The 13,816-nt window shown below is 58.3% G+C and carries 16 protein-coding genes; 14 read left to right on the top strand and 2 right to left on the bottom strand.

Features of this window, described 5'->3' with window-relative positions; translation table 11 throughout:
* Window positions 1–51 precede the first annotated feature (51 nt).
* From PYV55_RS14335 to PYV55_RS14325, 3 genes are read left to right on the top strand one after another with little or no spacing between them, the layout of a single operon-like run.
* On the top strand, window positions 52–342 hold the full coding sequence (locus tag PYV55_RS14335; protein WP_275852516.1) for a DUF6127 family protein: 291 nt from the start codon (window positions 52–54) through the stop codon (window positions 340–342).
* Complete coding sequence (locus PYV55_RS14330; RefSeq protein ID WP_275852514.1) at window positions 339–815, top strand: hypothetical protein; 477 nt, start codon at window positions 339–341, stop codon at window positions 813–815. Before PYV55_RS14335 ends, PYV55_RS14330 begins: the two co-directional genes overlap by 4 nt.
* A complete protein-coding gene (locus tag PYV55_RS14325; protein ID WP_275852511.1) occupies window positions 812–1,279 on the top strand; it encodes a lysozyme in 468 nt (155 codons plus the stop codon). Before PYV55_RS14330 ends, PYV55_RS14325 begins: the two co-directional genes overlap by 4 nt.
* Window positions 1,280–1,301: 22 nt before the next feature.
* On the opposite strand, the gene PYV55_RS14320 is transcribed toward PYV55_RS14325, so the two are convergent.
* Both PYV55_RS14320 and PYV55_RS14315 read right to left on the bottom strand, forming a co-directional pair.
* Entirely contained in the window at window positions 1,302–2,702 is a 1,401-nt protein-coding gene (locus PYV55_RS14320) for a heavy metal sensor histidine kinase (RefSeq protein ID WP_275852508.1), read from the bottom strand.
* Window positions 2,703–3,389, bottom strand: a complete 687-nt coding sequence (locus PYV55_RS14315; RefSeq protein ID WP_275852505.1) for a heavy metal response regulator transcription factor — start codon at window positions 3,387–3,389, stop codon at window positions 2,703–2,705.
* A gap of 154 nt (window positions 3,390–3,543) precedes the next feature.
* Here PYV55_RS14315 and PYV55_RS14310 point away from each other — a divergent pair, with 154 nt between their 5' ends.
* The 11 genes from PYV55_RS14310 (at window position 3,544) to PYV55_RS14260 (ending at window position 13,815) form a co-directional block, all read left to right on the top strand.
* Entirely contained in the window at window positions 3,544–3,861 is a 318-nt protein-coding gene (locus PYV55_RS14310; protein WP_275852823.1) for a hypothetical protein, read from the top strand.
* The gene (locus tag PYV55_RS14305; protein WP_275852503.1) at window positions 3,858–5,291 is read left to right on the top strand and encodes a TolC family protein; all 1,434 of its coding nucleotides are present in this window, start codon (window positions 3,858–3,860) and stop codon (window positions 5,289–5,291) included. The genes PYV55_RS14310 and PYV55_RS14305 overlap by 4 nt, the downstream gene beginning before the upstream one ends.
* 16 nt (window positions 5,292–5,307) lie before the next feature.
* A complete protein-coding gene (locus PYV55_RS14300; protein WP_275852500.1) occupies window positions 5,308–6,723 on the top strand; it encodes a multicopper oxidase family protein in 1,416 nt (471 codons plus the stop codon).
* A 40-nt stretch (window positions 6,724–6,763) separates the two neighbouring features.
* Complete coding sequence (locus tag PYV55_RS14295; protein WP_275852821.1) at window positions 6,764–7,249, top strand: cupredoxin domain-containing protein; 486 nt, start codon at window positions 6,764–6,766, stop codon at window positions 7,247–7,249.
* A gap of 26 nt (window positions 7,250–7,275) precedes the next feature.
* Entirely contained in the window at window positions 7,276–7,764 is a 489-nt protein-coding gene (locus PYV55_RS14290; RefSeq protein ID WP_407066814.1) for a DUF411 domain-containing protein, read from the top strand.
* A 2-nt stretch (window positions 7,765–7,766) separates the two neighbouring features.
* Complete coding sequence (locus PYV55_RS14285) at window positions 7,767–8,111, top strand: copper-binding protein (RefSeq protein WP_275852498.1); 345 nt, start codon at window positions 7,767–7,769, stop codon at window positions 8,109–8,111.
* Window positions 8,112–8,197: 86 nt separating this feature from the next.
* Window positions 8,198–8,638: a hypothetical protein gene (locus tag PYV55_RS14280; protein ID WP_275852496.1), complete on the top strand. Its 441-nt coding sequence runs from the start codon at window positions 8,198–8,200 to the stop codon at window positions 8,636–8,638.
* 25 nt (window positions 8,639–8,663) lie between these two features.
* Window positions 8,664–8,933 (top strand): DUF2933 domain-containing protein, encoded by a 270-nt coding sequence (locus PYV55_RS14275; RefSeq protein ID WP_275852494.1) that lies wholly within the window; start codon window positions 8,664–8,666, stop codon window positions 8,931–8,933.
* The gene (locus tag PYV55_RS14270) at window positions 8,930–9,589 is read left to right on the top strand and encodes a methyltransferase family protein (RefSeq protein WP_275852491.1); all 660 of its coding nucleotides are present in this window, start codon (window positions 8,930–8,932) and stop codon (window positions 9,587–9,589) included. Before PYV55_RS14275 ends, PYV55_RS14270 begins: the two co-directional genes overlap by 4 nt.
* A gap of 71 nt (window positions 9,590–9,660) precedes the next feature.
* Entirely contained in the window at window positions 9,661–12,048 is a 2,388-nt protein-coding gene (locus PYV55_RS14265; RefSeq protein WP_407066813.1) for a heavy metal translocating P-type ATPase, read from the top strand.
* Window positions 12,049–12,510: 462 nt separating this feature from the next.
* Complete coding sequence (locus PYV55_RS14260; RefSeq protein WP_275852488.1) at window positions 12,511–13,815, top strand: TolC family protein; 1,305 nt, start codon at window positions 12,511–12,513, stop codon at window positions 13,813–13,815.
* The last annotated feature ends 1 nt before the right edge of the window (window position 13,816 follow it).

Genomic DNA, 13,816 nt, shown 5'->3' with positions numbered 1-13,816 from the left:
CCGCCCTGATGCTCGCGCATCGGGCGGGTTTCGCATTTCTGGAGCACGCAAATGAACGCACCGACTGTGACCGAGGGCATGGTGACCATGCCCAAGGACGAATTCGAAGAACTGCTGGAGCGCGTCGCCGAACGCGGCGCTCGCCACGCGCTGGCTGACGTGGGCCTCGATGGCGAAGACGCTGCCAGCGACATCCGCGAGCTGCGGGGCCTGCTGGAGGCCTTCAACACGGCCAAGCACACCGCGTGGCAGACGGTGGTCAAGGTGATCACCACCGGCTTCCTGTTGGCGCTGGTCGCAGGGGCAGTCATCAAGCTCAAGGTGTTCGGAGGTGGCCAATGATCGAAACCCTGCTCGGTGGTCTCCTTGGAGGGGCCTTCCGTCTCGCGCCCGAACTGCTCAAGTGGCTGGACCGCCAAGGCGAGCGTGGTCACGAACTGGCGATGCAGGACAAGGCGCTGGAGTTTGAAAGGTTGCGTGGCGCGCAGCGGATGGCCGAAATCGGCGCGAGCGCCGATGCGGCGTGGAACGTCGGGGCCATCGATGCGCTGCGCGACGCCGTCCGCACCCAGGGTGAGAAGACCGGCGTGCGCTGGGCCGACGCGCTCTCAACCAGCGTGCGTCCAGTGATCACCTACTGGTTCATGGCCCTGTACTGCGCTGCCAAGACGGCGGCATTTGTGGCTGCCGTGACCGCTGGCGCTGGCTGGGGCACAGCCATCCTGCATGCCTGGACGGAAGCCGATCAGGCGCTGTGGGCCGGGGTGTTGAACTTCTGGTTCCTCGGGCGCGTGTTTGACCGGGTGCGTTCGTGACCGGGGTGCCGAAAACGGCTATCGAGCTGGCCAAACATTTCGAAGGGTTCGAGCGCAAAGTGAAGCGCGGCGCTGAAATCACCGCCATCGCCTACGTGTGCCCCGCCGGTTTCTGGACAATTGGATACGGCCATCTTTGCGATCCGAAGCACTCGCCAATCACCGAAGCCGAAGCCGAGGTCTATCTGGCGCGCGACCTGCAATCGGCGCTCGCCGCCACGCTGCGCTTCTGCCCGGTGCTGGCCACCGAGCCCGAAAGCAGGCTCGCTGCCATCGTGGATTTCACATTCAACCTCGGCGTCGGGCGATTACAGACGTCGACGCTGCGACGGCGCGTCAACCAGCGGGACTGGGCTGCCGCCGCAAGGGAGCTGCGGCGCTGGGTCTATGGCGGTGGGAAAGTACTGCCGGGGCTTGTCACTCGCAGAGAGACCGAGGCTGCTTGGCTGCTTCTCAACGTTTAATCCAAAAAGTGTGTGAAAAACATCATTCGCCCGAGTGTGGAAAAACCAGGGAAAAGCACGTGACGCCTTGCGCAGACTTCACACTGGCTCGACCACCATGAGCCTCGACAATCGCCTTGGTGATGGCCAAGCCCAGCCCAGCGCCATCGGAGATGGGATGCGCGCGCGCGGGGTCGGCGCGGTAGAAGCGGTCAAACAGTCGCGGTAGCACCTCGGGATCAATGTCTTCACCAGTGTTCTCCACAGAAACCTCGGTGCCGACTGGCCGCTCAGCCACCATGATCCGGACGTGGCTACCTGCCGGGGCATGGCGTAGCGCATTCGAAAGCAGGTTGCTCAACGCGCGGCGGAACATCAGGCGGTCCCCCTCGATGCTGCCGTTGCCCTGCACCGTGAGGCGGATGCCTTTGTCGTCCGCCACCGCCTCGTAGAAGTCGAGCAAAGCCTGGGCTTCATCGGCCGCCATGAAGCGTTCCTTGTGCGGCAGATCCACACCCCGTTCGGTTTTAGCCAGAAACAGCATGTCAGCCACCATGCGGGCCAGGCGCTGCAACTCCTCAGCATTGGAGGCCAGGATGTCACGGTAGGCGGCGTTCGCGCGCGGGGTCGCCAGGGTCACCTGGGTCTGCGTCAGCATGTTGCTGATCGGGGTGCGCAACTCATGGGCCAAATCCGAAGCAAACTCCGACAAGCGACGAAAGTCGTCCTGCAGACGCTCCAGCATCTGATTGAGTGTCTGAGCCAGATCGGCCATTTCCGCAGGGACGGCCTGCACCGGCATGCACGCCTGCAAGCGTTGCGCGGTCACTGCAGCCGCATGCGCCTTGATCGCGCGCAGGGGGGCCAGACCGTAGTAGACGGCGGCCCATCCGAGCAGCCCGCTGACCAGAATGGCGGCCAGGGCATACACCGCAAAGGTGCGCAGCAGATCATCCAGAAAATGCCGATGGTGAATCGTATCCATGGCCAGGGTGATCACCAGTGGGGCCTCGGGCGCGTACTGCGCCTGGGCACGGAACTGCTGGGTGCGGTATTGCCGCTGTCCGTGCTGCTCCCTCGTCAAGGCATGAAGGAGCGTTTCGTGCTCGGGCAACAGCCAGCGATCCGGTTCCGGAAAGCCCTCGGTCTGAAACAGGGTCTGGCCTGTCGGAGTGGTCACTCGTGCGAACAGCCCGTGATGATGGTTGAGCGCTTCGGAGAGCCGCCAACGCAGGTCCTCGGCAGAATTGGCGCTGGCCAGAATGTCGTCGATGAGGTGTCGCTTGTCTTGCAGTACGCTGCGATCTAGCTCGATGAAATGACGGTCCGCCGCCGTCATGAACAGCCCGCCCAATCCCAGCACCACACTGGTGGCCACCAGGGTGAAGAACAGGCTCAGACGGCGGGTCAGTGATAAACGGGAAAGCAATAAGCGGCTCAACATTCAAGGTTCCTGCGCTGCTTCCAGCACATAGCCCATGCCCCGCACGGTCTGGATCAGTTTGACTGACTGTCCATCGTCAACCTTCAACCGCAGTCGGCGCATGGCCACTTCGATGACATTGGTGTCGGAGTCGAAATTCATGTCCCACACCTGCGAGGCGATCAATGAGCGCGGCAGCACTTCGCCTTGACGGCGCATCAGCAATTCCAGCAAACCGAACTCCTTGGCCGTCAGGTCAATGCGCTTTCCGCCTCGCGTGACGCGGCGGCGCAGCAGGTCTAGCTCCAGATCGGCCACACGCATTACGTTGCTGTCCAATCCACCGCCTCGTCCACGCCGCAGGATGGTGCGCACGCGGGCCAATAGCTCGGCAAAAGAAAACGGCTTGACCAGGTAATCGTCGGCTCCCAACTCCAGCCCCTTCACACGGTCTTCCACCTGATCTCGGGCGGTCAGAAACAGCACCGGCATTTCCAGCCCACGCCGCCGCAGTGATGCCAGCACCTGCCAGCCATCCAGCTCCGGCAACATCACGTCCAGGATCACCAAGTCGTATTCGCCATGCAAAGCCAAGTGCAGCCCATCGCTGCCATTGGCCGCCAAGTCCGCCACAAAACCGGCTTCATTCAAGCCTTGACGCAGGTATTCGCCGGTTTTCGGTTCGTCTTCAACGATCAGTATTTTCACGGGCCTGCTCCATCTATTGCTCCCCGCTAGTCTGACAGCAATTCGACTTTATGGCAGCAAGATGACAGAAATGTCATCTTCGACTCACCTTCCCGACAGGGGCGAAGGTCCAAACTCCCTTCAATTACCCATACATTGAAAGGAGCCTGCGGTGATGCTCAACCCTTCGTCCCTGTTCAGAAGCCTGGTGCCGTGGCTCAGCTTGCTGGCTACCGGTGTGGTATTGGCTGCTCCTGCGGAGAAAAATCAGGTCAATCCATCGCCGACCAAGCTGCAGTACACCTCTGCATTGGCGAGTTATCAGGGCTACACCGATCAGGCGGTGCAGTCCTGGCGTGAGGCCAATGACCGGGTTGGTCGGATTGGCGGCTGGCGCGCCTACGCCAAGGAAGCCGCAACTGGACAGTCAGCGCCCGATACGCCACCGGCGGCCAATCCGCACGCCGGTCACCATGAGGGAGGCAAGCAATGAAGCGCTTGCTCTCATCTCATCGCGCCAAGCTGGCGGTGTCCGTGGTTGCTATCGGGGTTTTGTCTGGCTGTGCCAGCGTCAGCCTTGAGCAGAACGTGAACCGCGTCAATACCGAGACCACCGGCTTCACTGACGGGCAATTGAGCTTGGCCCAAAGCAATCAGGAACGTGAGCAACGCGCACAGCTCGCTGCCCAATTGCTGGCAAAACCCCTTGGGCAGAAAGAAGCTGTGCAGCTCGCATTGACCAACAGCCACGCCTTGCAAGCCCTGCTGGCGCAAGGTTGGGCGGAGTCCGCCGACGCCGCACAGGTCGGCCGCATTGCCAACCCCATCTTCAGTTTTGAGCGCATGGTGGTTGGTGATGAGCTGGAGTTGGCACGCTCGCTCTCGTTTGGTCTGCTGGATCTCTTGACCTTGCCTGCCCGCACGGGCATCGCCGAGCGCCGCATCGAGCAGGCGCAATTGCGTCTTTCTGCTGAGGTGGTGGATCGCGTGACACAGGTACGCCAAGCCTGGGTGCGTGCCGTGGCGGCTCAGCAGGCCCTGAGCTACGCGCGACAGGTGTTTGAAAGCGCCGAGGCCGGTGCCGAACTCGCGCGGCGCATGCAGTCGGTAGGCAACTTCAATCGCATCAGTCGTGCCCGTGAGCAATCTTTCTATGCCGATGCCGCTACCCGCCTGGCGACTGCCCAACACCAAGCGACCGCGAGCCGGGAGGAACTGATTCGTTTGCTGGGGCTTGATGAGGCGCAGGCGCAACAACTCCAACTGTCCGAACGTCTGCCCGATTTGCCCAAAGCGCCGCTCGAACCAAATACGGTAGGCGCATTGGCGACGAATGGTCGTCTGGACATTCGTTTGGCGCAAAGCGCACTGGCTGGCGCGGGCAAGGCACAAGGCTTGAACATCATCACCAGTTTCACCGACATCGAGTTGACCGCGCGGCGCAATACGGTATTTGACAACGCCGCAGGAACCCGAACCGAACCGCGCGGATTCGAGGTGGCGGTTCGCTTACCAATTTTCGACTGGGGCGGCATGCAGCGCGATGCGTGGAATGCCCGCACGCTCGCGGCGGCCAATCAACTGGAGGCCACGGTGCGCGCGTCGGGCTCGCACTTGCGCGAGAGTTATTCGGCCTATCGCACATCATTTGATGTGGCCAAGCATTACCGGGATGAAGTGCTGCCCGTGCGCCGTGTGATCTCCGATGAAAACCAACTTCGTTACAACGGCATGCTGATTGGTGTCTTCGAGTTGCTGGCCGACGCTCGTGATCAGGTTGGAACCGTGACAGCCGCCATCAATGCGCAGCAACAGTTCTGGCTGGCGGACGCAGCCTTGCAGGCGTCGTTGATCGGCCGCCCCACTATGACCTCCCTGTCCGTGATGTCCAGTGCGCCTAGCGCTGGCGCGGCTGGACATTGAACACAAGAGTAATGTCATGACATCCAGAAGAGATTTTTTCCGATTGGCCAGTATCGCTGGTGGTGCAGTTGCAGCCAGTGCTGTGAGCCGCGTGGCACTTGCAGCCTTGCCAGAGCCCGTCATTCAAACCAGCCCTGACACCATGCCGCCACTGGTGCCCAATACTGGGCGCTCATACAACCCGGTGGTGACACTCAACGGTTGGACTTTGCCCTGGCGTATGAACAACGGCGTAAAAGAGTTTCACTTGGTGGCCGAACCGGTGGTGCGCGAGATGGCCCCCGGCTTCAAGGCCCACCTGTGGGGCTACAACGGGCAAAGCCCCGGCCCCACCATCGAAGTGGTCGAGGGCGACCGCGTGCGGATTTTCGTCACCAACAAGCTCCCCGAGCACACCAGTATCCACTGGCATGGTCAACGCTTGCCCAGTGGCATGGATGGTGTGGCCGGTTTGACCCAACCTGCCATCCAGCCGGGCAAGACGTTCGTCTATGAATTCGTGGCGCGCCGCCCCGGTACCTTCATGTACCACCCGCATGCGGATGAAATGACGCAGATGGCCATGGGCATGATGGGCTTCTGGGTCACTCACCCCAAAGCCAAGCACCCGTTGATCGATGATGTGAACCGGGATTTTTGTTTTCTGCTCAACGCCTACGACATCGACCCTGGGAGCTACACGCCCAAGATCATGACGATGCTGGACTTCAACCTGTGGAGCTGGAACAGCCGAATCTTCCCCGGCATCGATTCATTAAATGTGCGGTTGAACGACAAGGTTCGCATTCGTATCGGCAACCTGACGATGACCAACCACCCGATCCACCTGCACGGGCACGAGTTTCTCGTCACTGGCACAGATGGCGGGCCAACTCCCAAGAGCACTCGCTGGTACGAGGTCACCACCGATGTCGCGGTCGGCCAAATGCGGCAGATCGAATTTCTCGCCGACGAGGAAGGCGACTGGGCCTTCCATTGCCACAAGAGCCACCACACTATGAATGCCATGGGCCACAACGTGCCCACGCTCATCGGAGTCGATCATCGTGGGATCGCCAAGAAGATTAATTCCTTGATTCCCGACTACATGGTGATGGGCGAGCGTGGCATGGCCGACATGACCGAGATGGAAATGCCCATTCCTGACAACACCGCGCCCATGATGACCGGCGAGGGCCCGTTCGGCTCGGTCGAGATGGGCGGCATGTTCAGCGTGCTCAAGGTACGTCGTGACCAAAAGTCTGGTGACTACAGCAATCCGGGGTGGTTCAAGCACCCGGAGGGCACGGTGGCGCACGAATACACCGGGCCGCTCGCCGAACCGGCCCGTTTCAAGTCGGAAGGCGGGCAATCCATGCCACGCTCTCAGAAGCCGCTCACCCCAACGGAAGTGAAGGTGCGCAAACCCAGCGGTGGCCATGACAACCACTGACCCGCTTTCATTTAACCCAGGAGACCTTGTAATGATTCAGATGACCCGCACCCTTCGCCCTTTGACATTGATCGCCGCGTTGGCCTTGTCCAGTGCTGCCTTTGCCGGTGGCACCCATGCGGGTGGCCACGGCCACGACAGCGACGAGACCGCGATTGGGAAACCCGGCGTGGCCAGCAAGGCCAGCCGAACCGTCACCGTTGAGATGACGGACAACATGCGCTATACGCCCGCCGATATTCAGGTCAAGCAAGGTGAGACGGTTCGTTTCATCGTCAAAAACAAGGGCCAGGTCAAACACGAGCTGAGTTTGGGCACTCAGCAGGAGCTGTTGGAACACTTGGAACAGATGCGCAAGTTCCCGGACATGGAACACGATGAGCCAAGCAAGGTCACGTTGGCTCCCGGAAAGCAGGGAGAAATCGTCTGGCAGTTCACCAAAGCGGGCACCGTGAACTTTGCTTGCCTGATGCCGGGGCACTACGAGGCCGGTATGAAGGGTCAAGTCAAGGTCAGCAAAAAATAGTTTGAGCAATCAACAAGGAGCGCCCTATGTCCCGACTGCACTCAATCGCGCGGACCACCCGACGCGCTTGGCTTGCCGGTATCGCCGTGATGGTACTGGCACCTTCGACCATGGTCGCCTACGCCGCACCGGCAACTTTGCAGGTCTGGAAAGATCCCAACTGCGGCTGCTGCAAAGACTGGATTGCGCACCTCGAAAAAAGCGAATTTGCAGCCACAGTCATTGAACAAGGTAACAGCGCTGCACGCGCACGTCTCGGTATGCCGCAGAAATTCGGCTCTTGTCACACGGCCTTGATCCAGGGCTACGTGATTGAGGGTCACGTGCCCGCTGCAGACATCCAACGCTTGCTCAAAGCAAAGCCCAAAGCCTTGGGACTGTCAGTGCCAGGCATGCCGATTGGGTCGCCAGGCATGGATGGGCCCGCTTACGACAACTGGCGCGATGCGTATCAGGTGCTGCTGATCCAGCGCGATGGCAGCACCACTGTTTTCAACACCTACCCACGAGGATAACCATGCACATCATCCAAAAAATCACCACTGCTACTGCCCTGGCCATGGGCATTGCTCTGCCTGTGAGCAGCATGGCGCAGACCACCATGGATCATAGCAAGATGGACATGTCGCAGACTGCTGTGTCGATGACCGAAGGTGAGGTCAAGAAAGTAGACCTTGATGTCGGCAAAGTCACCATCAAACACGGCCCCATCAAACACATGGACATGCCTGGTATGACCATGGTTTTCACTGCCAAGGACAAAGGGCTGCTCGCCAATGTGAAGCCAGGCGACAAGATTCAATTCATGGTGGTAAATGAAGGCGGAAAGATGGTTGTTACCGAGATTCAAGCTGCGCGATAAAAACCCCTGTATTGGCGTACCGTGGCTGAATGTCGCGTAAAACATCGGCGACATTAGTCGTTTACAACTCACAGAAGGAGAAATTCATGAACAGCAATCGCAAATATTTGATCGGACTGTGCGTCGCCACCCTGTCGCTCGGCGCGCTGGCTCAAAACGCTGACGAGCACAAAGATCACCACCCCGCTGGCACCAAACCCGTTGCAACTGCAGTCCAGAAACCTTCCTCTGGTCCCGTGGGGGCGGACAAGATGGTGGCAGTGGATCAGCATATGAAAATCATGCAGACCATGCACGAAAAATTTTTGGCAGCAAAGACTCCGGAAGAACGTCAAGCGTTGATGGCGGAGCACATGAAATTGATGCAGGACGGAATGGCCATGATGAAGCAGATGGGCGGTATGTCTGCAGGAATGGCCAAAAACTCCAAGATGACTGATCGCCAACAGATGATGGAAGAACGAATGGACATGATGGAGTCCATGATGCAAATGATGATGGACCGGATGCCTGTACAAAACAAATAACCTGTCGAATTCTTGGAGAACTGCTATGAACCACCAACGTGAGGGACACGAAACGCCCAGAAGCTTTTGGTCTTCACGCTACGCCATTGGACTATTGGTCATTGGTGGCATAGCGGCCTACTTTCTATTAACTGAGCACTTGGCGCATGTCGTCGGCGCTTTACCATTTCTGCTTCTTCTGGCTTGTCCGCTGATGCATGTATTCATGCACGGTGGTCATGGACATCACCGGGGACGCAGCCATTCGGAGTCGAAGAGTAATTCCGAGTCAGGAAAGCCGGGAGAGTCGTCATGAACCACAGTGAATCAGCTTACGGCTTGTGGTCGCTGGTTATCTTGAACTCAGCGATATTCATCATGTTCGCATTCAGCTTTTTCAAACCAAATACGGCGCGAGATTGGAGAACCTTCAGTGCCTTCGCGGCGTTTGTCGTGGCTTTATTTGTGGAAATGTATGGTTTTCCGCTGACCATTTACCTGTTGTCGGGTTGGCTCCAAACTCGTTTCCCAGGACTTGATTTGCTCTCCCACAACTCGGGGCATCTGTGGTCGACGCTGCTTGGAGAGAAAGGAGATCCACATTTTGGGGTTCTGCATATCGCCAGTTACATCTTCCTAGGCTATGGCTTTTATTTGCTTTCAACAGCTTGGAATGTGCTGTACCACGCTCAGCGGCACAACTCTTTGGCAACCAGCGGTCCTTACGCACGAGTTCGGCACCCGCAATACGTGGCCTTTGTGATGATTCTTTTCGGCTTCCTCTTGCAGTGGCCCACTTTGCTGACTTTAGTCATGTTTCCGATTCTTCTGATCATGTACGGACGGCTGTCAGTTGCTGAGGAAGTAGAGATGCAATCGCATTTTGGTGATACGTACAAGCGCTACGCTGAAAAGACTCCGCGCTTTTTCCCGAGGATCAGTTCACCCACAGATCTATCCAAAAATAGTTAAGTCTGAATCGACGTAATAAAAGGGCATGGCATCGATTGGGTAAAGGATGTGGCTACGACTATGGGCATACTATGAACGTACATCAAAGCAATCATCACACGCATGACCATGGGCACATTCGTCATAGGCCGAATAGTCATGGCGAATCTGCTTTGCCTTTGGGCACGGGTAATTCCAATCCTTCAAACCTGAAGGATCCAGTTTGTGGAATGACGGTAACCGACCAGTCTGAATGCCGGTCTGTCCACATGGGAAGGATGTTTTTCTTTTGCGGGACTAAGTGCAAAGCGAAGTTTGATGCCGACCCCATGCAGTACATGGAAGAACGCACCGACAAGTCGCCCACTTCACCTGCGGCATCAGGAACAGCCTATACCTGTCCTATGCATCCTGAAATCCGTCAGGACCATCCAGGCAATTGTCCCAAGTGCGGCATGACACTCGAGCCGCTTTTGCCAGAGTTGGAGGAAGACGAAAACCCCGAGTTGCATGACTTCCAGCGACGCTTTTGGTGGACGCTCCCACTCACCATCGTGGTGACTTTTTTGGCAATGGCCGGCCACCGGTTGAACTGGTTCGACATGGCTGTGCAAAGCTGGATCGAATTTGCGCTATCCCTGCCAATTGTCATGTGGGCAGGCTGGCCATTTTTCTCACGAGGCTGGCAATCTGTTGTGAACCGTAGTCCAAACATGTGGACACTGATTGGCCTGGGCACTGGTGCCGCCTTTGTATACAGCGTGGTTGCCACTGTGGCACCGCATGTATTTCCAGACTCCTTTATCTCGATGGGCCGAGTCGCCGTGTATTTCGAAGCAACGGCTGTCATCATTTCACTGACCCTGTTGGGGCAAGTTCTTGAACTTAAGGCTCGTTCTCAGACTTCTGCGGCCATCAAATCACTTCTCGGGCTGGCCCCCAAGACGGCACGTCGCCTGTACCCTGATGGCTCTGAGGAAGATGTCCCTTTGACGCATGTGCATGTGGGCGACTTGCTGCGCATTCGCCCCGGTGAAAAGGTTCCAGTTGATGGGGAAGTGACAGAGGGCAGTAGTGCAGTCGATGAATCCATGCTGACCGGTGAACCTGTACCAGTGTCTAAGCGAGTTGGCGACAAGGTGATCGGAGCAACGCTCAACACCAACGGTGCTCTCGTGATGCGGTCTGAAAAAGTCGGCTCAGCCACCATGCTGTCGCAAATCGTTCAAATGGTGGCCCAAGCGCAACGCTCCAAAGCGCCGATGCAACGAATGGCTGACACCGTGGCGGGCTGGTTCGTGATGGCCGTTGTCAGCGTTGCCTTGCTCACTTTTTTTGCTTGGGGTCTGTTTGGGCCCGAGCCCAGCTGGGTTTACGCCCTGATTAACGCAGTGGCGGTTTTGATCATTGCTTGCCCATGCGCACTTGGCCTGGCAACACCGATGTCGATCATGGTCGCTACGGGGCGCGGTGCCACTCATGGCGTTCTTTTCCGTGATGCGGCGGCAATCGAGAATCTGAGAAAAATTGATACCTTGATCATTGATAAAACTGGCACGCTGACAGAGGGAAAACCGGCTTTTGATCGCGCAGTGGCCGCGCCGGGTTTTGAAGAAACAGAGGTGCTACGCCTCGCTGCCAGCCTGGACCAGGGCAGCGAACACCCACTGGCTGATGCCATCGTTCGCGCGGCCCGTGATCGTCATCTGTCTTTGGACAAGCCGGAGAACTTTGAGTCGAGCTCAGGAATTGGCGTGCGAGGTCAGGTCGGAGGACGACAACTGGCCCTCGGCAACACGGCATTGATGGAGCAACTTGGCGTGGCTGTCAAGGCACTCGTATCACAGGCGGAGTCTTTGCGATCAGAGGGAGCAAGCGTGATGCACCTGGCCGTTGACGGGCAGCTGGCAGGTCTGTTGGCCGTATCTGATCCGATCAAGGCAAGCACGCCCGAGGCTCTGGCCACACTCAAAGCTGCCGGTCTGCGTATCGTCATGGCGACCGGTGACGGTTTGACCACTGCCCGCGCCGTTGGTGAACGACTTGGAATCGACGAGGTCCACGGTGAAGTCAAGCCTGCAGACAAATTAGCATTCGTGGATCAGCTGCAAAAGCAAGGACGTATCGTGGCAATGGCGGGTGATGGCATTAATGACGCACCAGCACTAGCCAAGGCCGATGTCGGTATTGCCATGGGAACTGGCACCGACGTAGCCATGAACAGCGCCCAAGTGACTCTCGTGAAAGGTGATTTGCGCGGGATAGCGGTAGCTCGCACGCTCTCGCAGGATACTGTAAGCAACATGAAGCAGAACCTGCTGTTTGCTTTTCTGTACAACGCACTGGGGATTCCTGTGGCGGCCGGAGTGCTGTATCCCTTGACTGGCTGGCTGCTGTCCCCGCTGATCGCTGCGCTTGCCATGAGCTTCAGTTCAGCTTCGGTGATCGGCAATGCTCTTCGCCTGCGCCGTGGAGATTGAATTTGGCACACTATCCTGCTTTAGCCAGAAGATTGCTGGTGGCTTGTGATTGCACTACCATGTGAAACATGCGTCGACTTCTGTTGATTCTCTTGGTTTGCTTGTTGCCACTGCAAAGTTTTGCGGCGAGCTACGCACGCCTCCGGATGGACAACATGGCCATGGCAACAGAGCAAGGTGCAATGCCTTGCCATGAAGATGCGAACAGTACCGCCTCAGACCAAGGTGGATGTTGTAAGAGCACGGCATCATGTGAGTTGGTGTGCGCTCTATCCGTTGCGATCTTTTCTGGCGAGATCACGCCGCACGTTCCCGCTACATCCGCAGCGCACTACGTTGGATTGCAGGCATTTTTAGCCAGCACACATCCCGGACAGCCTGTAAAACCGCCCATCCTCTGATCTCCCTAGCCTAAGTCCGTCCGCATTTTGCGGACGCTTTGTGTTTTGCTGGAGATTTAGAGTGAAAAAAATCCTACTCGGCATTTTTATCAATGCCATTCTTTGGATCGGCCATGCTGCGCATGCAGGGCCGGTTCTGTCCCTCGACCGGGCTTTGCAGCTTGCCGAAAGTCGGTCGCGCCAGCTCACCGCCCAAGATGCCGCCGCCACCGCATCACGCGAAATGGGCCTTGCTGCCGGGCAACTGCCTGACCCCACGCTCAAATTTGGCGTCAACAACTTGCCGATCAACGGCGAAGACCGTTTCAGCCTGACGCAGGACTTCATGACCATGCGCTCGGTCGGCGTGATGCAGGAGATCACGCGGAGCGACAAGCTCAAGGTCCGCTCTGCACGTTTCAACCGTGAAGCAGAGGCTGCGGAGGCCAGCCGTGCCGTAGCCCTTGCCAACTTGCGGCGCGACACCGCGATGGCATGGCTGGACCGCTACTACCAGGAGCGCATGCTCGACGTGTTGCGCACCCAGCGGACCGAGGCGGGCTTGCAGATCGAAGCCGCCGATGCAGCTTACCGTGGCGGGCGTGGAACCCAAGCGGATGTGTTCGCCGCACGCTCGATGGTGGCGCAGATAGATGACCGCATCCGCCAGACAGAGAAGCAGATCGGCACGGCCAAGATCAGGCTGGCACGATGGGTTGGGGACGATGCCGCCCAGGCACTGGACACTCCCCCCAGCTTGCAGTCCGTCCACCTTGACCTGTCCAGCCTGGACAGCCAGTTGGCACACCATCCTGAAATTGCCTTGATGACCAAGCAGGAACAGGTGGCACGCGCCGATGCGGATATCGCACAGAGCAACAAGCGCGCTGATTGGAGCGTGGAGTTGATGTACAGCCAACGCGGCCCGGCTTACTCAAACATGGTGTCGGTCAATGTCTCCGTCCCGTTGCAGTGGGATCAAAAGAACCGACAAGACCGGGAGCTCTCCGCCAAGCTGGCCATCGCTGAGCAGATGCGTGCCCAGCGTGAGGAGGCCACACGGGAACATGTTGCAGATACCCGCATGTGGTTGCAGGAGTGGCAAAGCAACCGTGAGCGTTTGGCGCAATACGACAGCGCTCTGATTCCGCTGGCGGCTGAACGCACCCGTGCCGCGATAGCCGCCTACCGGGGAGGCAGTGGCCCGCTCACGGTGGTGCTGGAAGCACGGCGCATGGCCATCGACACCCAGATGGATCGCCTGCGTCTGGAGATGGAAGCCGCCGCTCTGTGGGCGCAACTGGAGTACCTGATTCCTGCGGAGCACCAAACGACTACGGAGCCACGCCTGCCCTCACTCCCCACAACAACAGCAACGGAGAAATAAC

This window comes from Extensimonas soli (genome assembly GCF_029211265.1).
Taxonomy (GTDB): Bacteria; Pseudomonadota; Gammaproteobacteria; order Burkholderiales; family Burkholderiaceae_C; genus Extensimonas; species Extensimonas soli.
The sequence above is the reverse complement of the archived record's forward strand: the minus strand, read 5'-3'. Positions and strand labels throughout refer to the sequence as shown.

Excerpts from the sequence above, each read along its gene's own strand:
- PYV55_RS14290 (WP_407066814.1), top strand. The coding sequence starts at position 7,276 with ATGTCCCGACTGCACTCAATCGCGCGGACCACCCGACGCGCTTGGCTT.
- PYV55_RS14330 (WP_275852514.1), top strand. The coding sequence starts at position 339 with ATGATCGAAACCCTGCTCGGTGGTCTCCTTGGAGGGGCCTTCCGTCTC.
- PYV55_RS14270 (WP_275852491.1), top strand. The coding sequence starts at position 8,930 with ATGAACCACAGTGAATCAGCTTACGGCTTGTGGTCGCTGGTTATCTTG.
- PYV55_RS14335 (WP_275852516.1), top strand. The coding sequence starts at position 52 with ATGAACGCACCGACTGTGACCGAGGGCATGGTGACCATGCCCAAGGAC.
- PYV55_RS14265 (WP_407066813.1), top strand. The coding sequence starts at position 9,661 with ATGAACGTACATCAAAGCAATCATCACACGCATGACCATGGGCACATT.
- PYV55_RS14320 (WP_275852508.1), bottom strand. The coding sequence starts at position 2,702 with ATGTTGAGCCGCTTATTGCTTTCCCGTTTATCACTGACCCGCCGTCTG.
- PYV55_RS14280 (WP_275852496.1), top strand. The coding sequence starts at position 8,198 with ATGAACAGCAATCGCAAATATTTGATCGGACTGTGCGTCGCCACCCTG.
- PYV55_RS14300 (WP_275852500.1), top strand. The coding sequence starts at position 5,308 with ATGACATCCAGAAGAGATTTTTTCCGATTGGCCAGTATCGCTGGTGGT.
- PYV55_RS14295 (WP_275852821.1), top strand. The coding sequence starts at position 6,764 with ATGACCCGCACCCTTCGCCCTTTGACATTGATCGCCGCGTTGGCCTTG.
- PYV55_RS14275 (WP_275852494.1), top strand. The coding sequence starts at position 8,664 with ATGAACCACCAACGTGAGGGACACGAAACGCCCAGAAGCTTTTGGTCT.
- PYV55_RS14305 (WP_275852503.1), top strand. The coding sequence starts at position 3,858 with ATGAAGCGCTTGCTCTCATCTCATCGCGCCAAGCTGGCGGTGTCCGTG.
- PYV55_RS14310 (WP_275852823.1), top strand. The coding sequence starts at position 3,544 with ATGCTCAACCCTTCGTCCCTGTTCAGAAGCCTGGTGCCGTGGCTCAGC.
- PYV55_RS14285 (WP_275852498.1), top strand. The coding sequence starts at position 7,767 with ATGCACATCATCCAAAAAATCACCACTGCTACTGCCCTGGCCATGGGC.